Genomic DNA, 21,825 nt, shown 5'->3' with positions numbered 1-21,825 from the left:
CAAAGTTGATGATAAATTTTAAATCTGATGTATAAAAAACAGTTCGAAAATGATTAAAACCTATTTATCACAACTTACTTTAAAAGTTTATTTGCTTTTTTTGTAAGTTTGATAAAATTCTTACACAATGACAATTCATCACATAGCAGAAAATAATTCAGTTTTAAACACTTTTTTATCAGAAATAAGAGATAAAAATATCCAAAAAGATTCTTTACGTTTTAGAAGAAATATCGAAAGAATAGGAGAAATTTTAAGCTACGAATTAAGCAAAACACTTTCATATAATAAGGTTGATGTAACAACTCCATTAGGAAATAAAGAGGTACAATTACCAACAAACGATTTGGTTTTATGTTCCATTTTAAGAGCTGGTTTGCCTTTGCACCAAGGACTTTTAAACTATTTTGACAAAGCAGAAAATGCGTTTATTTCAGCTTACAGACATCACCCAAATAATGACCAAGAATTTGAAATTGTGGTAGAATACTTTGCATCACCAGAAATTGAAAATAAAACTTTGTTATTAGCAGACCCAATGTTGGCAACTGGGCAAAGTTTAGTGGCTGTTTACGAGGCTATTAAAAAACAAGGAATTCCAAAAGACATTCATATTTTAGCTGTTATTGGTGCAAAAGAAGGTGTAGATTTTGTGGCAGAACATTTTCCTGAAAATACCCATTTATGGATTGCTACTATTGATGATTCTTTAAACGAAAAAGGCTATATTATACCTGGTTTAGGAGATGCTGGAGATTTAGCTTTTGGTCAAAAATTATAACAAAACACAAACTGAAATTGCGCAGATTAAAAAGAAATACAAAACAATATTTTTTAGTATTTTTTTACTGATAAGTTCCACGCCATTTGCTAAAATTATGGAAATAGGAAATAAAATATAAATTACTTCAGCCCCGGTTTTTTCAGGAATACATAATAAGAATGTTAGTAAGAGTGAAAAATTAGTGATTATTAAAATCCAATTTTTACGAAACGTATTATTTACGGATAATGCTCCAATCGATTTAAAGAAAATGGATATTATTGTAAAAATTAATAGACAACTAAACACCCAATAAAATTTTGACTCTGTGTAAAATTGAGCGTCAAAATAAATGTTAAAATTGAAATTGTTGGTAAACTCCTCTGTTCTATCAAACCAAAAGAAATACGTAAAATAAAGAAAAATAGGTGTTATAAAACCAATAATAGGCACTAATAAAGTGTGTATTGTAATTTTTTTATGCAAATAGCTAGCTATATAAATTAATAAAAATAAAATAATAGTTAGTGGTTCTAAAATACATAAAATGCCCAACCAAAAACCACTATCAAAAAGCTTTTCTAAAACTTTTTTAGAAGAGCGTAAACTATATAATTTTCGGATAAACAAAAGATAAATAGTTGCTAAAATTAAAACTCGATATTCTAATAGTTCCTGCAAAAAACACAATGTTAATAGTGTAAAAAAGAAGTAAGCATAAGAATTGTCGTGCGTTAATTTATTTTTACTGATGATAAAATTATACACGAAAAAAACAAGCATAAAAAGCAATAATAAAACAACACTTTTAATAAACAAATCGCCATTAAAAGTCTCTGCAAAAAAGGTAGAAAAAACGCTAAATAGAAAGCCTATAAAAAATAAAATAAGCAAACCAATAAAATTGATTGGTTTAGATTTGTTTAAAAAATTGGCTAGCATTGTTTCTTTTGTTATTTTTGCAACTGTAAAGATAATTAAGTTATGATAGCAAGCAATATTTTTAAATGGATTGGTAGTTTGTTCACAGATATTTTGTTCCTGCCTTTTGAGTGGTTGCGACTACAAATAGCTACTGCAGATGCAGGTTGGTGGATTTCTAACATTCCAAATTTTGGTTTTTTACTAGTTCTTTTAGTTTTATTCGCTTACTGGATGAAAGAATCTAAAAGATTCGTAGACGAAGGAACAGAAGATAGAGCCTAATTTTACGATTTGGGAAGTAAAAATAAATTAAAACGTTTCGAAGAAAATGAAACGTTCAAAAATGTCATTCAGCCTACTAGAGAAGAAGTTATTACTAACTTTTCTTTAAAAGGTAAATGGTATTCTTTTTTTGAAAACGATAATCCTATTATTGTTGAATTGGGTTGTGGAAAAGGCGAATATACAATTGCTTTGGCTAGAAAAAACCCCAACAAAAACTATATAGGCATTGATATAAAAGGTGCTCGTTTTTGGCGAGGTGCAAAAACGGCTACTGAAGAAAATTTACCAAATGTAGCCTTTGTAAGAACGCAAATTGAGTTGGTTGATTTTATTTTTGCAAAAAATGAAGTTTCAGAAATTTGGATAACATTTCCAGATCCGCAAATAAAATTTCAGCGTACAAAACATAGAATGACGAATGCTAGTTTTATGAAAAAATACCACACTATTTTAAAAGAAGATGGTATTATGAACTTAAAAACAGATTCTGAATTTATGCACGGTTATACTTTAGGGTTATTGCATGGAGAAGGTCATGAAATTTTATATGCAAACCATAATGTATATAAAAATGAAGGCGCTCCAAAAGAAGTTACAGAAACTCAGACTTTTTACGAAAACCAATATTTAGAAGTTAATAAGCCAATTACATATATTCAATTTCGATTAAAGTATAGCCCCTCTTAACTTTTCCATTTCGTCTGCTCTAAATGCAGGTTTCAGGAAGAAAAAATCTTACACAATTTCGGTTAAAACTCAAAATGTCACACTGAGCTTGTCGAAGTGATTTTTAAGTTATAAATTTTGTATATTCTTTATTGATGTTTTTTTTCTGTGAATCTCTGTGTAAAATATTTTAAAATAATCTTTACCTTCCTAAAATGAAAGATTCCGATAATTTTTTCGAGAAAGTGTATCAAGTTGCACGTAAAATTCCCTTTGGTAGAGTTACAAGCTATGGAGCCATTGGTGCGTATTTAGGAGCCGCAAAATCTGCAAGAATGGTAGGCTGGGCCATGAATAATTCTCACACTCAAAAAGAGGAAGTTCCTGCGCACAGAGTTGTCAATAAAAAAGGTTTGCTAACAGGGAAACATCATTTTGATGGCACAAATTTAATGCAACAATTATTAGAAAATGAAGGCATTGTTGTGATTGATAACCAAATTCAAGAGCTAGACAAAGTTTATTGGAATCCTTCTGAAGAACTTTAGTTTAAAATCTTTATTTTATTATTTCTCAATTTATCGAAAATTATAAAATATAATTAGAGAAATTTGTGAAATTCGTGTCTAAAAAAATACTCACTATTTACTAAAATTATAGTCTATAATTTCCACTTATCAAACCATAAATATTCACAATTTATTAGCTTTATTTTCTTATTGTTAAAACGTATCTTTGTAATCGAGATTAAATAAAAATAATGCTATTAGCTCAAGAGCTAAAAGCAAATAGCAAAACAAATGAGTTTTAATAAACAAGATATATACAAAGCATTAGAAACTATTACAGCTCCTGGAGAAGGAAAAAGTTTAATAGAAGGTAATAATGTTAAAAATGTAGTAATTTTTGGAGATGAAGTAAACGTAGATGTTACCATCAGTAATCCAACTTTACAGGCAAAAAAGAAAATTGAGGCTGAAATTACAAAGGCGATCCAAACCAATGTTGATGCAAAAATTGAGGTAAAAATCAATTTAAAAGTAGAAAAACCAGCTGCAAAAGAAGACCCTAATTTAATTCGAGGTCAAGAAATTCCGAATATAAAAAATATCATCGCAATTGCCTCTGGTAAAGGTGGTGTTGGTAAATCTACAATCACATCTAACCTTGCTATTACATTGTCAAAAATGGGTTTTAGTGTAGGAGTTTTAGATGCTGACGTTTATGGACCATCACAACACATCATGTTCGATGTTGAAAAGTCTAGGCCACTTTCTGTTAATGTTGATGGGCGTTCAAAAATGAAACCCATAGAAAATTATGGAGTCAAATTATTGTCTTTAGGTTTTTTTACAAATCCAGATCAAGCTGTAATTTGGCGTGGACCAATGGCATCTAAAGCCTTAAAACAATTAATTTTTGACGCAGATTGGGGCGAATTAGATTTTCTTTTAATTGATTTGCCTCCAGGAACTGGAGATGTACATTTATCAATTGTACAAGCCTTACCAATAAACGGTGCAGTTGTAGTTTCTACACCACAAAATATTGCGTTGGCAGATGCTAAAAAAGGAGTTGCTATGTTTCAACAAGATAGCATCAAAGTACCAGTTTTAGGAATTATCGAAAATATGGCATATTTTACACCAGAAGAATTGCCTGAAAATAAATACTACATTTTCGGAAAAGATGGTGCAAAAAACTTGGCAGAAGATATTAAAACAAAGTTTTTAGGCGAAATTCCTTTGGTACAAAGTATTAGAGAAGCTGGAGATGTTGGGCATCCTGTAGCATTACAAGAAGGTACAGTTTTAGAAAAATCTTTTAATGATATTACTAAAGAAATGCTTGCTGAGTTATTAAAAAGAAATGAAAACTTACCACCAACCGAAGTTGTAAGAATTACAACAATGAGCGGTTGTAGCGCAGTTAAAAAATAAATTATGACAGCACAAGAAACACATGATAATGTAGAAAAAGCGTTAGAAGAAATTCGCCCTTTTTTAGTGAGCGATGGAGGTAATATTAAATTACTTTCCATAGAAGATGCTATTGTAAAAGTGCAGTTAGAGGGTGCTTGTATGGGGTGTTCTGTAAACCAAATGACGTTGAAAAACGGAGTAGAAGCAACCATAAAAAAATACGCACCACAAATACAAGAAGTTATAAACGTGGCGTAAGCTGAAGAGAAAAAGTCTTTAAGCTATTATAAAATGATAGTTTTGGGCGTTCCCTAAAAAGGTCGGGCTTTTCGTTATATCTTTTTTGAGAAAAACAAAAAAGGATGTCACTACAATCCCTAACGCAATCAAGAGAATTTTAAAAAAAAACCTTACAAGCATAAAAACTTGTAAGGTTTTAAAAAATAAAAAAATGATTACAACAGATATCTTAATTATTGGTGCAGGACCAACTGGATTATTTACCGTTTTTGAAGCAGGGTTATTAAAACTTCGTTGTCATTTAATAGATGCTTTACCACAAGCAGGAGGTCAATGTTCAGAAATATATCCCAAAAAACCTATTTACGATATTCCTGCGTATCCAGAAATTTTGGCGGGAGATTTAACTGATAAATTAATGGAACAAATTAAACAATTTGAACCAGGTTTTACATTAGGAGAACGTGCAGACACTATCGAAAAACAAGAAGATGAAACCTTTATTGTAACGACTAACAAAGGCACAAAACATCACGCAAAAATTGTGGCAATTGCAGGAGGTTTAGGTTCTTTTGAACCAAGAAAACCACCAATACCAAATATCGCAGATTTTGAAGATAAAGGTGTTGAATATATTATTCGTGATCCAGAATTTTACAGAGATAAAAAAGTTGTGATTTCTGGAGGTGGAGATTCAGCTTTAGATTGGGCAATATTTTTAACAGATGTTGCTTCATCAGTAACTTTAATTCATAGAAGAAACGAATTTAGAGGCGCTTTAGACTCTGTAGATAAAGTGCAAGAATTAAAAAATGCAGGTAAAATTACCATGATTACTCCTGCAGAAGTAAAAGGAATTGTTGGAACTGATAAAGTAGAAGGTGTTTCAGTGGTACAAAAAGGAGAAGAACCTTTTACCATTGAAACCGATCATTTTATTCCGCTTTTTGGTTTATCACCTAAATTAGGACCGATTGCAGATTGGGGATTAGAAATAGAAAAAAATGCCATTAAAGTAAATAACGCTTTAGATTATCAAACAAATATTCCAGGTATTTACGCAATTGGCGATGTAAATACCTATCCAGGAAAATTAAAGCTAATTCTTTGTGGTTTTCACGAAGCTACTTTAATGTGTCAAAGTGCATACCAACGTATTTTTCCAGATAAAAAGTATGTAATGAAATACACAACTGTTGGTGGCGTAGATGGTTTTGACGGAACAAGAAAAGAAGCACCAAAAGCTGTGGTTAAAAAGATTGAGTAAATTTAAGATACGAGAACCCTCAAAGGGTTTCAAACCCTTTGAGGTTTAATAATGATAAGTTTAAAATTGTTATTCAGACCTGACAGGTTTTTAAAACCTGTCAGGTCTTTTGATTTATTTTCTTATTTTAGTTGAAAATTAGAATTATGATAGCTTTAAACACAATACATTTTTTTCCTTACGAATATGGTTTAGATTTAGAAGCTTTAATTGTTTTTGCTTTAGGTTCTTTTTTTACAATATCAATCTTGATATTTTATTACAATAAAATTCCAAGAAATAATAATCAAAAGCTAGAACTTGATAACCCAATTTATCAATCAAAAGATTTTTTAATAGAATCAATTAATAACAATGATGGTTTATTATTTTCTCAAAAATCATTGTCAATTTCCTCAAAAATTATTATTTATTCTTTAATAATTGTTTTTGTGATAAAACCTTTTAGTGATTTTATAAATTAATTATGTCAGAAACAAATAGCTTATTAGAAATATTATGTGGTGATTTTGGTACTAAATCATTATCGTTTTATGATTTATTAATGTTTTTTTTAGGGTCATTTGTATTAATATCAATTTTACTTCTTTATTACAACAAAATCCCGAAAAGTAATACTCCAAAATCAGAGATTGATGCTCCAATTTATCAATCAAAAGATATATTACTACAATCTAATAATTTAGATTCAAACTTTATTGTAGCAGAAAAAACTACATCAAACTTCACAAAAATAATAGTATTTGTAATGATTGCAATTGTTGTATTTACTCCTTTATATCAGTTATTTGGAGTTGAACACTTTGTTTAATTTTTTTTATTAATAAAAGAGCAAATTTTTATAGATTATTGTTTTTATTTATTCTAAATAATAATTAAATTTGCGGTATGGAAATATTAAGTGACGTAACTTTCAATATTCAGCTTACAAAACATACTTTTTGCAACTATCAATTAAAGATAGATGACAAAATTATGACACTTACTTTTCCACAAGTACTTCAATTGAGAAATAAAGTAAATATTTTAACATCCACAGAAAATTTAGAAAACATCATCGAAAATGAAAATTTTGTGTTGCTGTTTATTGCTGATAAAAAACACTTGGTGTTTTTAGAAGTTCCGAAATTATTAGATTTAAAAGAAGAGTTAGCCTACTGTTTTTCTGATTTCTAAAACACGAATATCTTTATTTAGACTGTCTTTAAATCTTGTTTTCAATTCAAAATCAACCTTATTTTCCTGTATCTTTGTATTATAAACATTAGAAAATATGAAAACAGCCATAAGAAGACAAATGACCATTAACACTGATGTTATGGATTTGTTAAACGAACAAATAGCATTAGAAATGCACGCATCTGCATCTTATTTAGCAATGGCTTCTTGGTGCGACCAAAGAGAATTGGTAAATAGTAAAGCATTTTTTTATAAGCAAGCAGAAGAGGAAAGAGAACATGGAATGAAAATTTTTAACTTTGTAAACGATGCAGGTGGAGCAGCAATTTCGCCAGCAATTCCTCATGTAAATAACGAATTTGAAGGTTTAAGAGAAATCTATGAAAAATCGTTAGATCAAGAAATACAAGTAACACAATCTATTTATAAATGTTTTAAGAAAGCTAGAAATACAGATGATTTTGCATCAGAGGTTTTCTTGCAATGGTTTGTAAACGAGCAAGTAGAAGAAGAAGATACTGTTAGAAGCATCATAGATATTTTTGATTTAATGGAAGGAATGCCATTAAAAATGATTGATGAAAGATTACCAACAGAATAATCTTAATTAAATTTTTTACTTTGGTACAATTTTTGTTATTTATAAATCATACTTTTTTTAATAATAACTAATTAAATTTAAAATTATGAAAACATTATCTACAAATTTAACCATTATTTTTATTTGTTTAGCCACAACAATTTTTTCTCAATACTATTCTTCAGGTAGCCCTTTTTATTTTCCAGCTTTGGCACCAGGACAATCACAATCATCGACATCATTTAAAGATGTGAATACTTCTGAAATACTAAATAGCATTGCACCAAAAATGTATTTATCTCCAGATTATTTATCAGCAAAAATAGATGGTAATTCAGAGTTGTTTAAAGTGAAGTATAATATTTTTACAGATGAAATGGAGTTTGAGAAAGATGATAAAGTATTTACATTAGAAAAAGAAATTGGTCAAAAAATATACTTTAAAAACTCTTCTAGTTACTTTCAAGTTGTTAATTTCAATGGAAAACTGAAGTATTTTGAAGTATTGGACGATAGAAATGTAAAATTATTGGTAAGAAAAATTGTTGAATTCAAGAAAGGAAAAAAACAAACATCGTCTTACGACAAAAGCATAGAACCGAATTTTATAAGAAAGAGCGATAAATTATATATAAAGATTGATAAAGAAATTGTTGAAGTTCCTTCTAAAAACGAAGATTTTTTCTCTTTTTTACAAAACAAACCTAATAACGTAAAAGACTTTATGAAAAGAAATAATTTAAATGTAAAGAATAGGGAAGATTTGTTAAAAATAGTAAACTATTTAAACTCAATTTAAGTAATTAATATTTATTAGTTTTAAAAACCGAAACTCTAATGTTTCGGTTTTTTTATGCAAAAAATTTTCAATGAATATTTGTGAATCACTTTTTGTATCTTTGTTTTTATCACGAAATCGATTGAAATGTTTCAAGACTTATTAATACATCTAAAGTTTTTAATAAAACGAAATCCAGAATAGTATTTTCTATTTCCGAATAAGTTTGTCATTCTGAACTTGTTTCAGAATCTCATCAACAAGTTTTATAATTCAGGAAACAATTAAACGATTTAACAGTTCAACAATTAAACACATTTTATGCCTTTTTATCATAAATTAGGGAAAATCCCACCAAAAAGACACACACAATTTCGTAAAAAAGACGGGAGTCTATATTACGAACAATTGTTTGGTACTATTGGTTTTGATGGAATGTCTACCAATTCTTATCACGAATACAGACCAACCATGGTCAAAAATATTGGGAAACAATATTCTGTAAAGCCAAAAATTGCCAAAGCAAATAACATTCAGTCTTATAAGTTTATCGGATTTCAAGTTCCGCCTGAAAACGATTATTTAGAAAGTAGAAAAATCGTTTTAACAAATTCGGATTGTAACATAATTTTATCAGCACCAAAAAAATCAACAACATCTTATTTTTATAAAAACTCAGATGCAGATGAGGTAATTTTTATACATAAAGGATCAGGAAAATTAAGAACACATCTTGGAAATTTAGATTTTAAATATGGAGATTATTTGGTAATTCCACGTGGAATAATTTACAAACTAGATTTTGATGATGAAAATAACCGCCTTTTTATTGTTGAATCTTACAGCCCTGTTTATACACCAAAAAGATATAGAAATTATTTTGGTCAGTTGTTGGAGCATTCGCCATTTTGCGAGCGAGATTTAAGAAGACCTTACGAGTTAGAAACCAATAATGAGTTAGGAGATTTCTTAATCAAAGTAAAAAAGCAAGGCGAAATTATAGAAATGACCTACGCTTCTCATCCTTTTGATGTAGTTGGTTATGATGGTTATAATTATCCGTATGCGTTTTCAATTCATGATTTTGAACCAATTACTGGTAGAATTCATCAACCACCACCTGTGCATCAAACTTTTGAAACAAATGCGTTTGTAATTTGCAGTTTTGTACCAAGAATGTACGATTATCATCCACTGTCAATTCCTGCTCCTTATAGTCATAGTAATATCGATTCAGACGAAGTTTTGTACTATGTAGATGGCGATTTTATGAGCAGAAACGATATAGATCAAGGACATATTTCTTTGCACCCAGCAGGCATTCCTCATGGTCCACATCCAGGGACTGCAGAAAAAAGTATTGGCAAAACCAAAACCGAAGAATTAGCAGTTATGGTAGATACTTTTAAACCTTTGCAAGTTACAGAAGAAGCCATGAAAATTGCGGATGAAGATTATTATAAGAGTTGGTTGGAGTAATTAGAGGAGAGAAAAAAGAGTAAAGAAGAGAGAAATCTTTGAAAACTAGAAAAATGGAAAAGAGAAAAAGACATAATTACAAGAATTTGAAAATTTGGCAAATTGGTATCGATATTGTAGATAATGTTTATGCTATTATTGAAGATTTTCCAAAAGAAGAAAGGTTTGGTTTAATCTCTCAAATTAGCAGATGTTCGGTTTCTATTCCAAGTAATGTTGCAGAAGGTTCATCAAGAACTGATAAATCATTTTCACATTTTTTAGATATTTCCCTTGGTTCTTCATTCGAGCTTGAAACACAATTAATAATAGCTTTTAAACGAAGTTATATAACAAAAGAACAATTAACAAAGATTGAATTAAAGATTCAAGAATTCCAAAAGATGACAATGGGCTTTCAAAATAAGCTATAAAAAGTCTCTTTTCTTGTTTCTCTTTTCTTTCTTCAATAAAGATAAAGATGAGTAAAAAAGATATAAAGTCAGTTAATTACGGATTAGAAAAAATATTTGAAGGAGCTCAAGATTTCCTTCCATTATTAGGTACAGATTATGTAGAATTTTATGTCGGTAATGCAAAACAATCCGCACATTTCTACAAAACAGCTTTCGGGTTTCAATCTTACGCATATAGAGGTTTAGAAACTGGCGCAAAAGATTCTGTAAGTTATGTGTTAACGCAAGATAAAATCAAAATTATTTTAACAACGCCATTAAATAGCAAATCACCCATAAACGATCATATTGTAAAACATGGAGATGGAGTAAAAGTGGTTGCACTTTGGGTGGAAGATGCCAGAAAATCGTATGAAGAAACCACAAAACGTGGCGCAAAATCGTACATGGAACCAACTGTTGAAAAAGACGAATTTGGTGAAGTAGTAAGAGCAGGAATCTATACGTATGGAGAAACTGTGCACATGTTTGTAGAACGTAAAAATTACAAAGGTGCATTTTTACCAGGATTTAAAAAATGGGAATCAGATTATAATCCACCAACATCAGGCTTAAAATACATAGATCATATGGTTGGTAATGTGGGTTGGAATCAAATGAATACTTGGGTAAAATTCTATGAAGATGTTATGGGTTTTGTTAACTTTTTATCTTTTGATGACAAGCAGATTCATACAGAATATTCGGCATTAATGAGTAAAGTAATGTCCAATGGAAATGGGCGAATTAAATTCCCGATTAACGAACCAGCAGAAGGAAAAAAGCGTTCTCAAATTGAAGAATATTTAGATTTTTATGAAGGAGCAGGAGTGCAGCATATTGCTATGGCAACTGATGATATCATAAAAACAGTATCGCAATTAAAAGCAAATGGAATCGAATTTTTATCAACACCACCAGATGAATATTACAAATCAGTTCCAGGAAGATTAGAAACTTTTAGTCATGAATTAAGAGAAGACATCGAAAAACTAAAGGGGTTAGGAATAATGATAGATGCAGATGAAGAAGGCTATTTATTGCAAATTTTCACAAAACCAGTTGAGGATAGACCAACCTTATTTTTTGAAATTATTCAAAGAATGGGAGCAAGAGGTTTTGGAGCAGGAAACTTTAAAGCCCTGTTTGAGTCTATAGAAAGAGAACAAGCAAAAAGAGGAACACTTTAAAACAGTGTCCAGTTTTTAGTTGCAGTTTACAGTTATCCTGCAAGGTTTCAAAAACCTTGTAGGTATTTTAAGTTTCTATTTTTACTTTATTTTAGTAAAACTAATCAGAAAAATAATGAATAGGTCACTAAAAGTATCACTTCAATTAGTTGAAAAATGAACTAAAGAAAAACCTATTCTAAGATTTTTTGTACATACTTTTTTAATTTTTTGTTTAGCTTTAGTAATTAAATCTATTGTACGCTATATTTGGAATTAACAAATTCTTCATCAACAATGCACAACTAAATTTCAATTATTGTAGTAAATTGCATTCAAAATCAAAAACATCTTGTTTCTTGGTTCTAAAAAATATCCTGATTCTAAAAAGTAATGGAAAGAGACGAAATACTAAAAGCAATTGAAGAAAAGTACGATAAATTAGGTGTTCCTGTTGATGCAATGTTAGAGGGTTTATTGCACAGCACACCAATTACGTATTGGGATTATATTCAAACAGATTCACTTTTAGGTCTGCAAACGCAAAGAACAGATCAGCCAGATGAAATGGTATTTATCATGTATCATCAGGTAAACGAGTTGTTATTTAAAATGATTTTGTGGGAAATTGATCAAGTTGCAAAAACAATAGAAGTTTCTTCGGATAAATTTTCGACGCACTTAAATAGAATTAGTAGATATTTTGATATGCTTTGCAGTTCTTTTAATGTGATGGCAGATGGCATGGAAAAAGAGCAATATTTAAAATTTAGAAACACTTTAACGCCTGCAAGTGGTTTTCAATCAGCACAATATCGTAAAATTGAGTTTGCATCTACAGAATTAATCAATTTAATTGATGCACGTTTTAGAGATAAAATAGATCGAAATTCATCATTTAAAAACGCATACAATCATTTATATTGGCAAGCTGCTGGTAAAAATTATACAACTGGGCAAAAATCAACGTTATTAAATTTATTTGAGAAAAAATATTTAGGTGAGTTTATCGATTTTATGGAAGATTATAATGATATTAATTTATCACTTAAATTTAAACAATTACCAAAAGAAACTCAACAAGATCCAGATTTAATAAAGGCAATGCGTCATTATGATTATACTGTGAACGTAAAGTGGGTAATGGCTCACTACAATGCAGCAGCAAAATATATTGGAGGTAGTGATTCTGAACTCAAAGCAACTGGAGGTAGTAATTGGCGAAAATATATGCACCCAAAATACCAAAGAAGAATTTTTTATCCGTATTTATGGAGCGAAGAAGAATTAAAAAATTGGGGAACATTTTAAATTAAATCGTACGTTCAATTTAGTTTTAATCGAAAGAAAAATTTTTCATTTTTAGAATTTAATGCTCTTTTTAAGCTAAATGTAAACATTAAAGAAACGTTAAATTACTCATTATAAAGTTTTGAGAAAAGCATTTTCTGTTTTTGGAATGGTAATTGTCAATAGTTTTTTATAAGTTTGATAACTATGAAAAAAAATATTCTAATTTTTTTACTTTTTGTAAGTACATTTTCTATTTCTGGACAAGAAAAAAAATCAGCTTTTAAGAGTGGGGAATGGCTTCGCTATAAAATGAGTTACAGTGGTTTTTTAAGAGCTGGAACTGCAATTTTAGAGGTTGATGAAACAGAATATCAGGGAAGAAAGGTATTGCATGCTAAAGGAACAGGTTGGACTTCTGGAATGATTAAGTGGTTTTTTGAAGTAGATGATGTTTATGAATCCTATTTTGATAAAGACAACGTAAAGCCTTATTTGTTTAAAAGAAAAATTAACGAAGGTGGTTATAAAAAACATAGAATAACTTCTTTTAATTATCAATCCCAGCAAGCTTACATTCAAGATTTTACAAATCAAAAAGATACCTCAGTAGCCTTTACAAAAGTGCAAGATATGATGTCATCTTTCTATTATTTAAGAAATATAGAAACCAAAGACTTCAAAAAAGGAGATGAAGTAGCTTTGGATATGTTTTTGGATGCTCAAGTATATCCTTTTAAACTTCGATTTTTAGGAAGAGAGGTTTTAAGAACAAAATTTGGTAAGGTTAATACTTTAATATTTAGACCTTTAGTTCAGTCAGGTAGAATTTTTAAAGAAGAAGAAAGTGTAACTATATGGATTACAGATGATGCCAATAAAATACCAATTAAAATGCAAGCTTCTTTATCTGTTGGTTCTTTAAGAGCAGAATTAGAAGCGTATAAAGGATTGGCAAACTCCTTTGAAAAAATTTAGAAAATTTTAACGAAACTGTTTTAGCAACTTCTATTTATTAGATCCTTTATAAATCAATTTTATTTGTACTTTTGAAACCGATCTTAAAATAGTACAATTTTCTTGAAAAAAGCACTAATTCTTCTAGCATTTGTTATGTCTTTCACTTCTTGTAAAAAAGAAGAAGCTAAGCCCATTATTGTTCCTGAAAAGGTAGAGCCAATACCTGAAATTAGGTATGGTTATAATCTTGATGACTTTAATGTTATTCAAGATACTATAAAAAGTGGCGATAGTTTTGGTGCTATTTTAGACAAACATCATGTAATGTATCCGAAGATAAACGAAATCGCAACTTCTGTAAAAGAAGTTTTTGATGTTAGGCGAGTTAGAGCAGGCAAGCCATATACTATTTTAGCAAGTAAAGACTCCACACAACAAGCACAAATTTTTATTTATAAACATGATAAAATCAATGCTACAATTTTAGATTTTAAAGATTCTACGATTACTGCAACATTATATAAAAAACCAATTAAAGTTGTGGAAAAAGAAATAGCAGGTGTAATTAATTCTAGTCTTTCTGCTACTATGGATAGTTTAGGGTTAAGTACAAATTTAACTTGGACAATTGCAGATATTTATGCGTGGACTCTAGATTTTTATAAACTTCAAAAAGGTGATACGTTTAAATTCGTGTACGAAGAGAAATTTATTGAAGATTCTACTTTTGCAGGATATGGAAAAGTAAAATCAGCAGTTTTTAGGCATAAAGGAGAGGACTTATATGCATTTCGTTTTTTAGCAGATTCTACTTTAAACATTCATGAATATTATGATGATAAAGGGAAGATGTTACGAAGTCAGTTTTTGAAAGCACCAATAAAATTTCAATATCGAGTTTCATCAAGATATAATTTAAAAAGAAGAATTGCTTATTATGGAAACAGAGTAAGACCTCATAGAGGAACCGATTTTGCTGCAAGATTAGGAACTCCAATTATTTCTACAGCAAATGGAACTGTAGTAGAATCTACAAGAAGAGGTGGAAATGGAAAATTTGTAAAAATTAAACATAATAATACTTATTCTACCCAATATTTACATATGCAAAATCAGAATGTAAAAAAAGGAGATTTTGTAAAACAAGGAGATATTATTGGTTGGGTTGGCATGACAGGAAATACTGGTGGGCCACATGTTTGCTATCGTTTTTGGAAAAACGGAAGGGAAGTAGATCCTTTTAAAGAAAAATTGCCAGCAGCAAAACCAATGGCAAAAGACGTAAAACCAATTTTTTTCGATTTTATAAAGCCATTAAAATATCAACTTGATTATAAGAGAATTCCAGTAAAACAACCAGAAAAAGTTACAGAAATTGTAGCGCAAAACTAAACTATGGCTTTAAAAAATATCAATCCAACCACTACAAATGCTTGGGCAGCATTAACGAATCATTTTGAGGAGAATAAAAACATCAACATAAAAGATTTATTTAAAGATGATAATAGAAAACAAGATTTTTCTTTAGAGTTTGATGATTTATTGGTTGATTTCTCTAAAAATAGAATCACAAAAGAAACCATAGATTTATTAGTTGATTTAGCAAACGAAGTTTATTTAAAAGATGCAATCGAAAAGCAGTTTTCTGGAGAAATTATTAATGTAACAGAAGGTAGAGAGGTTTTACATACTGCTTTAAGAAGTACTTCTGATGATCCAGTTTTGGTAAACGGAAAAAACATAAAACCACAAATACAAACTGCATTAAGAAAAATTAAAAGTTTCTCGAACAAAGTTATTTCTGGAAAATGGAAAGGCTATACAGGTAAATCTATTACAGATGTTGTAAATATAGGGATTGGAGGTTCAGATCTTGGACCAGATATGATTGTAGAATCTTTAAAATTTTACAAAAATCATCTAAATACACATTTTGTTTCTAATATAGATGGAGATCATGTTTCTGAAATCATAAAAACATTAAACCCAGAAACAACACTTTTTGTAATTGTATCTAAAACTTTTACAACACAAGAAACCATTACAAATGCAGAAACTATAAAAAATTGGTTTTTAAAATCGGCTACTATTTTTGACATTCCAAAACACTTTGTGGCAGTTTCTACAAACTTAGAAGCTGTTGATAATTTTGGTATCGATAAAAATAACGTTTTCCCAATGTGGAACTGGGTTGGTGGTCGTTTTTCATTATGGTCTGCAGTTGGTTTATCAATAAGTTTATCTGTAGGTTTTACTAATTATAGAGCTTTATTAGATGGTGCAGAAGAAATGGATTTGCATTACAGAAATACAGACTTTACAAAAAATATTCCAGTAATCTTAGCATTATTAAGCATTTGGTATAACAATTTTTACGGTGCAGAATCTGAAGCTGTTTTACCATATTCTCAATATTTATCGAAATTGCCAAGTTATTTACAGCAAGCTATTATGGAAAGTAATGGAAAAGGTGTCGATAGAAATGGAGATAAAGTAGACTACCAAACAGGAACCATTGTTTGGGGAAGTACAGGTACAAATATGCAACATGCATTTATGCAATTGGTGCATCAAGGCACAAAATTAATTCCTGCAGATTTTATTGGTTATAAGGAGTCTTTATATGGTTTAACAGATCATCATAAAAAATTAATGGCAAATTATTATGGCCAAATGGAAGCTTTAGCTTTTGGTAAAACAAAAGAAGAAGTTCATTTAGAACTTCAATTTTCTGGTGATAAAGAAAAAATTAATCAATTGTTACCTTTTAAAGTTTTTGAAGGCAATAGGCCAAGTAACGCTATTCTTTTTGATAAACTTACTCCAAAATCTCTAGGAAAGCTAGTTGCCCTTTATGAACATAAAATATATACTCAGGGTATTTTATGGAACATTTATAGTTATGATCAGTTTGGTGTAGAACTAGGTAAAGAACTTGCTAAGAAATTGCTAAAAGCTTAGTATTTCAATAAAAATTCTTATTAAAATTTATTTGTTAATAAAAACCTAATTCTTTGTTAACAATATTGTTAATATTTAAATGTTTGATATTTAGTGTGTACAAGTATATTTTAATACATTTACGCATCTTAATTTCTTGTTAAAACTTAACATTAAGTTAACATACCAAACCTGCAAAAAAAGGACTTTTGTGGAAAATTTAATAACATAAAATTTAATAATGAAAAATTTTAAAAACTTATTATTTGTAGCCATGTTTTTTATAACAGCTACTGTTTTAGGACAAACTAAAATTACAGGTACTATTGTTGATGGAACAAATCAGCCTTTACCTGGCGCAAGTGTTTTAGAAAAAGGAACTCAAAATGGAGTTTCTGCAGACTTTGATGGTAAATTTAGCTTAACAGCAAAATCACCTTCTGGAACATTAGTAATTTCTTTTATTGGTTTCAAGTCGAAACAAGTTACTTTTTCTGCTGCAAATTCAAATTTGGGCTCTATTAAATTAGACGAAGACAACAGTTTAGATGAAATTGTATTGGTTTCAAATTCTTTTGCTATTGATAGAAAAACGCCAGTGGCAGTTTCTACAATTAGAGCAGAAGAGATTGAGTTTAAATTAGGAACGCAAGAGTTTCCTGAAATTTTAAAGTCAACTCCAGGAGTTTACGCTACAAAACAAGGTGGTGGTTATGGAGATGGTCGTATTAACTTACGTGGTTTTAACTCAGAAAACGTTGCTGTTATGATTAACGGAGTTCCTGTTAATGATATGGAAAATGGTCGTGTATTCTGGTCTAACTGGGCTGGTTTAGGAGACGTTACAAGTGCAATGCAGGTTCAAAGAGGTTTAGGAGCTTCTAAAGTTGCTGTACCTTCTATTGGTGGTACTATTAATATTATGACTAAAACTTCTGATGTTGATGAAGGTGGTAATGTTACTTATGATGTAGCAAACGACGGTTTCAATAAATTTGGCTTTATGTATTCTACAGGTTTAATGGATAATGGAGTTGCTGTTACTGCAATGGCTGCAACAGTTAGTGGAGATGGTTATGTAGATGGTACTTCATTTACAGGATTTAACTATTTTTTAAATGTTACCAAAGAATTTAACGATGAACACAAGTTATCTTTAACCGCTTTTGGTGCAAAACAACAACATGGTCAAAGACAAAACAGACAAAGAATTTCTACTTTTAGAGAAAGTGAAAGAGGAAGAAAATACAATTCTGACTGGGGTTATAAAGATGGTCAAGAAACAAATTCTGAAGACAACTTTTACCATAAACCACAAATTTCTTTAAATCATTATTGGAATTTAAGTGATAGAACATTTATTTCTACTGCAGCATACGTTTCTTTCGGAAGTGGTGGTGGAGGTGGTTGGTCTGGAGTTAACAAGTTCGGAATAAACGACCAAAATTACAGAAATGGGCAATTTGGGACTATTAATTTTGATAAAATTGTTGATGAAAACATTGCAAACGGAACAAGTGGTTCTGAAACAATCTTAAGAGCTTCTAGAAATGACCATAATTGGTATGGTATCTTATCAACTTTAAAGTCAGATTTAAATGAAAATCTAACTTTTTTAACAGGTTTAGATTATAGAGGGTATACAGGTATTCACTTTACAGAAGTTACAGACCTTTTAGGTGGTCAGTATTTTGCAGATGATAGCAACGTAAATAATCCAACCAATTTAGCACAAGTTGGCGATAAAATTTTATATGACAATGATGGTTTAGTAGACTGGTTAGGAGGATTTGCTCAATTAGAATATTCTGTAAATGATATTTCTGCATTCGTTTCTGTTAACGTTTCAAATACTATGTATCAAAGAGTAGATCGTTTCTTGTATTTAGATAGCGATCCTTTACAAACCTCAGATAAATATAACTTTGTTGGTTATGGAGCTAAAGGAGGTCTTAATTATAATATAGACCAGTCTCATAGTGTATTTGGTAATATTGGTTATTTTGAAAGAGCTCCGTTTTTTAATGCTGTTTTCTCTAACAGAAATAACGTAGATGTTAATGGTGATGCACCAAATCAAAAAATTACAAGTTTTGAATTAGGATATAAATTTAGAACTGAAAAGTTTACTGCTAATTTTAATGCATACAGAACACTTTGGAATGATAGATCTGAGAGCTTAGGTTTCCAACAACAAGATGGTACACTTGGATTTGCAAACATATTAGGTGTAAATGCAATTCACCAAGGTTTAGAATTAGAAACAACATTTAGAGCATCAGATAAATTAAAGTTTACAGGTATGGCTTCTTTAGGAGACTGGAGATGGGCTAATAATTTGGAAAATGTTCAAATTTTTGATGAAAATAATCAAGTTATCGAAACAGTAAATTTATTTATCAAAGATCTTAAAGTAGGTGATGCTGCACAAACTACATTTGCATTAGGTGTTAATTATGATGTTTTACCAGAAACAACTTTTACGATAGATTATAATTATGCTGCAGATTTATTTGCAGATTATGATCCAAGTGATAGAGGATCTGTAGGACCAAACACTTGGGAGGTTCCAGCGTTTCATTTATTTGACACTGCATTAAGACACAAATTTGATTTTGCAGGTTTTGACGCATCAATTATAGCAAGAGTTAACAACGTTTTCGATACTACTTACATATCAGATGCGCAAGATGGTACAGGTTCTAATGCTGCTACAGCTGCAGTTTATTACGGCTTTGGAAGAACATTTAGTGTTGGAGCAAAAATTAAATTTTAAAAATACATAAAGATGAAAAAAATATTTTATTTATTAGCAATTACAGCTTTTGTATTTACTTCATGTAATCCTCTAGAGGATGTTATATCAGAAGTAGATGCTTTAACAGAAAATGATAAACTTGTAGACGATTTAGTACTTACTTTAACGGATGAAGATTATGAAACTCTAGATTTAAGTTTTGGTAACTTTAGTTCTAATGAAGATGCAAGAAACCTAATTCCAGGTTTCTTATCTGATACGTATCCACAATTAGGTGTAACTTATTTACCAAATGGAGAAATTAATCAATCTTCATCAGCATTAGTAACTTATAAGTTATTTAGTCCTATTAAATTTGATTCATATACAGTTACAGATGCAGATTACACTGCTTTAGATTTAACAAGTTTAAATAATAGTAGTGATTTTAATGCTTTATTTGATTTAAAATTTCCAAGTGAAGAACAAGGAACTGTTATCGATTTAACATATAAAACAGAACCAACAATACTTGAGTATACATTAAATGATGAAGATTATGATTTAGTTGGTAATGGACGTTTTGACAACTTTGATATCAGAGCAGGTAGAGCTGAAGAAGATTTAGAAGTAAGAAGAACTAAAATTCAAACAATTTTATTGAATAATTTTCCTGATGCAGAATTTGGTACAAAATATAGAGTTACTTACGAAGCTTTTGATGGATCTACTGTAGACTTAGAATTATTAGTTCAATTAGAAGAAAACCCTACAGACCCAGCACTTACTACTACCTATACATTGCAAGATGAAGATTATGAATTAATAGGTAATGGTCAGTATGATAATTTTGATATAAGAGATTCTAGTCCTGAGGCTGATGTAGAAGTTAGAAGAGAAAAAATTGAGACTATCTTATTAAACAATTATCCAGATGCAGTTGCAGGAGAATTTTACGTAATTACCTATGATACTTTTGATGGAGTTAATAGACCAATTTTAACAATGATTCTTCAGTTTGATGGGACTAACTATAACATTTTTGATGTTAAAGTTTATGCAATATACACGTTTGCTTTGGTAGAGAATACTATGAGATTTACTCTTACTGATGAGTGGAATGCACCAATAACGTTTACTCCAGAAGAATATGAATTATTAGGAGGTAGTAGTCGTTTTAGAAACTTTAGTGGAGATGTTGCTGAAACAGAACGTAAAATAGCTATTTATTTAAAACAACTATATCCATTTGCAGGAGCAGAAGATTTTGTTGCAGTTCAGTATGATTTCTTTAGTGGAAGTGTTTCAACAAGAAATACCAATTTTGTATACGATGGTACTGTATGGAATCCTATTCCAACTGTTATCAATACATCTTTAAAATTTGGTCATAATGGAACAACTTGGGTGCCAGATAATACAATTAAATATACATTAACAAATGCAGATTATGCATTGGTTGGTAATGGTAGATTTAATAACTTCGATTTAAGAGAAGGAAGAGATGAAGACACAGTAGAAAAGCGTCTTGCTAAGATCAATACCATCTTAAAGAACAATTTCCCTAATTCTGAACAAGGTCAAAAATATGCTGTAACCTATGCATTCTTTGATGGTTCTCGTGGAGAATTAACTTTAAATGTTATTTTAGAAGGATCAGATTACGTTCTTCAATAAGATAATTTACTATAATTTTTAAAACCACTGTTTCTGAAACATCAGAAACAGTGGTTTTTTTATGCATAAAAATTAGTAACTTTGTTTAAAGCAAAAACGCAATCTATATTATGAAAGAAGTACACTCATACTGGGCATATTTAGTCCTTTTAATCTTAATTTTTGCAGTAGTGAATGCAATAATCGGTTTCACACAAAAAAAACAATTTACAGATAAAGATTTAAGAATTGGTTTGTTTGCATTAATAGCAACCCATATTCAATTACTAATTGGTATTGTTTGGTACTTTATGTCTCCTTGGTTCGAGTTATTAACCACAGATGCTGCAACAGTGATGAAAACCAAAGAGGTTAGACTATTAGCAATAGAACATCCTTTAATGATGATTATAGCCATTGTTTTAATAACTATTGGTTGGTCTAAACACAAAAAGAAAACAACTGATACTGCAAAGTTTAAAATGTTTGCAATATTTTATGGATTAGGTTTGGTGGTTATTTTGTCAAGAATTCCCTGGAATAATTGGATATAACA

Annotated in this window: 23 protein-coding genes; 22 read left to right on the top strand and 1 reads right to left on the bottom strand. The window is 29.9% G+C overall.

The window, feature by feature from the left end; translation table 11 throughout:
• The first annotated feature begins 127 nt into the window (after positions 1-127).
• Positions 128-781: a uracil phosphoribosyltransferase gene (gene upp / locus P161_RS0105200; protein ID WP_026775989.1), complete on the top strand. Its 654-nt coding sequence runs from the start codon at positions 128-130 to the stop codon at positions 779-781.
• Here upp and P161_RS18070 read toward each other — a convergent pair.
• Entirely contained in the window at positions 776-1,705 is a 930-nt protein-coding gene (locus P161_RS18070; protein ID WP_036841257.1) for a DUF6427 family protein, read from the bottom strand. The genes upp and P161_RS18070 overlap by 6 nt on opposite strands.
• Before the next feature lie 42 nt (positions 1,706-1,747).
• Here P161_RS18070 and P161_RS0105185 point away from each other — a divergent pair, with 42 nt between their 5' ends.
• The 21 genes from P161_RS0105185 to P161_RS0105080 all read left to right on the top strand — a co-directional run bounded on the left by P161_RS0105185 (position 1,748) and on the right by P161_RS0105080 (position 21,823).
• Positions 1,748-1,969 carry a hypothetical protein gene (locus tag P161_RS0105185; RefSeq protein WP_026775987.1) on the top strand — a complete coding sequence of 74 codons (222 nt, stop codon included), beginning with the start codon at positions 1,748-1,750 and terminating at the stop codon, positions 1,967-1,969.
• 9 nt (positions 1,970-1,978) lie between these two features.
• Positions 1,979-2,659 carry a tRNA (guanosine(46)-N7)-methyltransferase TrmB gene (gene trmB, locus P161_RS0105180; RefSeq protein WP_026775986.1) on the top strand — a complete coding sequence of 227 codons (681 nt, stop codon included), beginning with the start codon at positions 1,979-1,981 and terminating at the stop codon, positions 2,657-2,659.
• Positions 2,660-2,853: 194 nt separating this feature from the next.
• Positions 2,854-3,186 (top strand): MGMT family protein, encoded by a 333-nt coding sequence (locus P161_RS0105175; protein WP_026775985.1) that lies wholly within the window; start codon positions 2,854-2,856, stop codon positions 3,184-3,186.
• Between the two features lie 252 nt (positions 3,187-3,438).
• Entirely contained in the window at positions 3,439-4,578 is a 1,140-nt protein-coding gene (locus P161_RS0105170; RefSeq protein ID WP_026775984.1) for an Mrp/NBP35 family ATP-binding protein, read from the top strand.
• Positions 4,579-4,581: 3 nt separating this feature from the next.
• The gene (locus P161_RS0105165; protein WP_026775983.1) at positions 4,582-4,818 is read left to right on the top strand and encodes a NifU family protein; all 237 of its coding nucleotides are present in this window, start codon (positions 4,582-4,584) and stop codon (positions 4,816-4,818) included.
• A 193-nt stretch (positions 4,819-5,011) separates the two neighbouring features.
• Positions 5,012-6,067 carry an NAD(P)/FAD-dependent oxidoreductase gene (locus P161_RS0105160; protein ID WP_026775982.1) on the top strand — a complete coding sequence of 352 codons (1,056 nt, stop codon included), beginning with the start codon at positions 5,012-5,014 and terminating at the stop codon, positions 6,065-6,067.
• A 146-nt stretch (positions 6,068-6,213) separates the two neighbouring features.
• Complete coding sequence (locus P161_RS0105155; RefSeq protein ID WP_026775981.1) at positions 6,214-6,531, top strand: hypothetical protein; 318 nt, start codon at positions 6,214-6,216, stop codon at positions 6,529-6,531.
• A 2-nt stretch (positions 6,532-6,533) separates the two neighbouring features.
• On the top strand, positions 6,534-6,878 hold the full coding sequence (locus tag P161_RS0105150) for a hypothetical protein (RefSeq protein WP_026775980.1): 345 nt from the start codon (positions 6,534-6,536) through the stop codon (positions 6,876-6,878).
• Positions 6,879-6,955: 77 nt separating this feature from the next.
• Positions 6,956-7,243, top strand: a complete 288-nt coding sequence (locus P161_RS0105145) for a hypothetical protein (RefSeq protein WP_026775979.1) — start codon at positions 6,956-6,958, stop codon at positions 7,241-7,243.
• A gap of 97 nt (positions 7,244-7,340) precedes the next feature.
• On the top strand, positions 7,341-7,847 hold the full coding sequence (locus P161_RS0105135) for a ferritin (protein ID WP_026775978.1): 507 nt from the start codon (positions 7,341-7,343) through the stop codon (positions 7,845-7,847).
• An 85-nt stretch (positions 7,848-7,932) separates the two neighbouring features.
• Complete coding sequence (locus P161_RS0105130; protein ID WP_026775977.1) at positions 7,933-8,625, top strand: hypothetical protein; 693 nt, start codon at positions 7,933-7,935, stop codon at positions 8,623-8,625.
• Positions 8,626-8,925: 300 nt separating this feature from the next.
• On the top strand, positions 8,926-10,083 hold the full coding sequence (locus P161_RS0105125; protein ID WP_026775976.1) for a homogentisate 1,2-dioxygenase: 1,158 nt from the start codon (positions 8,926-8,928) through the stop codon (positions 10,081-10,083).
• A gap of 53 nt (positions 10,084-10,136) precedes the next feature.
• Complete coding sequence (locus tag P161_RS0105120) at positions 10,137-10,496, top strand: four helix bundle protein (RefSeq protein ID WP_026775975.1); 360 nt, start codon at positions 10,137-10,139, stop codon at positions 10,494-10,496.
• A 47-nt stretch (positions 10,497-10,543) separates the two neighbouring features.
• The gene (gene hppD / locus P161_RS0105115) at positions 10,544-11,707 is read left to right on the top strand and encodes a 4-hydroxyphenylpyruvate dioxygenase (RefSeq protein ID WP_026775974.1); all 1,164 of its coding nucleotides are present in this window, start codon (positions 10,544-10,546) and stop codon (positions 11,705-11,707) included.
• 372 nt (positions 11,708-12,079) lie between these two features.
• Positions 12,080-12,997, top strand: a complete 918-nt coding sequence (locus tag P161_RS0105110; RefSeq protein ID WP_026775973.1) for a tryptophan 2,3-dioxygenase family protein — start codon at positions 12,080-12,082, stop codon at positions 12,995-12,997.
• A 186-nt stretch (positions 12,998-13,183) separates the two neighbouring features.
• Positions 13,184-13,954 (top strand): DUF3108 domain-containing protein, encoded by a 771-nt coding sequence (locus P161_RS0105105; RefSeq protein ID WP_026775972.1) that lies wholly within the window; start codon positions 13,184-13,186, stop codon positions 13,952-13,954.
• A gap of 102 nt (positions 13,955-14,056) precedes the next feature.
• Complete coding sequence (locus P161_RS0105100; RefSeq protein WP_231494702.1) at positions 14,057-15,328, top strand: peptidoglycan DD-metalloendopeptidase family protein; 1,272 nt, start codon at positions 14,057-14,059, stop codon at positions 15,326-15,328.
• Between the two features lie 3 nt (positions 15,329-15,331).
• Positions 15,332-16,897 carry a glucose-6-phosphate isomerase gene (pgi, locus tag P161_RS0105095; protein WP_026775970.1) on the top strand — a complete coding sequence of 522 codons (1,566 nt, stop codon included), beginning with the start codon at positions 15,332-15,334 and terminating at the stop codon, positions 16,895-16,897.
• A 220-nt stretch (positions 16,898-17,117) separates the two neighbouring features.
• Positions 17,118-19,652 (top strand): TonB-dependent receptor, encoded by a 2,535-nt coding sequence (locus tag P161_RS0105090; protein ID WP_026775969.1) that lies wholly within the window; start codon positions 17,118-17,120, stop codon positions 19,650-19,652.
• 12 nt (positions 19,653-19,664) lie between these two features.
• Entirely contained in the window at positions 19,665-21,290 is a 1,626-nt protein-coding gene (locus tag P161_RS0105085) for a hypothetical protein (RefSeq protein ID WP_026775968.1), read from the top strand.
• A gap of 110 nt (positions 21,291-21,400) precedes the next feature.
• Positions 21,401-21,823, top strand: coding sequence for a hypothetical protein (locus tag P161_RS0105080; RefSeq protein WP_026775967.1), 423 nt, complete (start codon positions 21,401-21,403; stop codon positions 21,821-21,823).
• Positions 21,824-21,825 lie beyond the last annotated feature (2 nt).

The organism is Polaribacter sp. Hel_I_88, assembly GCF_000687935.1.
In the GTDB taxonomy this organism is placed as follows: domain Bacteria; phylum Bacteroidota; class Bacteroidia; order Flavobacteriales; family Flavobacteriaceae; genus Polaribacter.
This window is presented reverse-complemented; position numbering and strand designations above follow the sequence as displayed.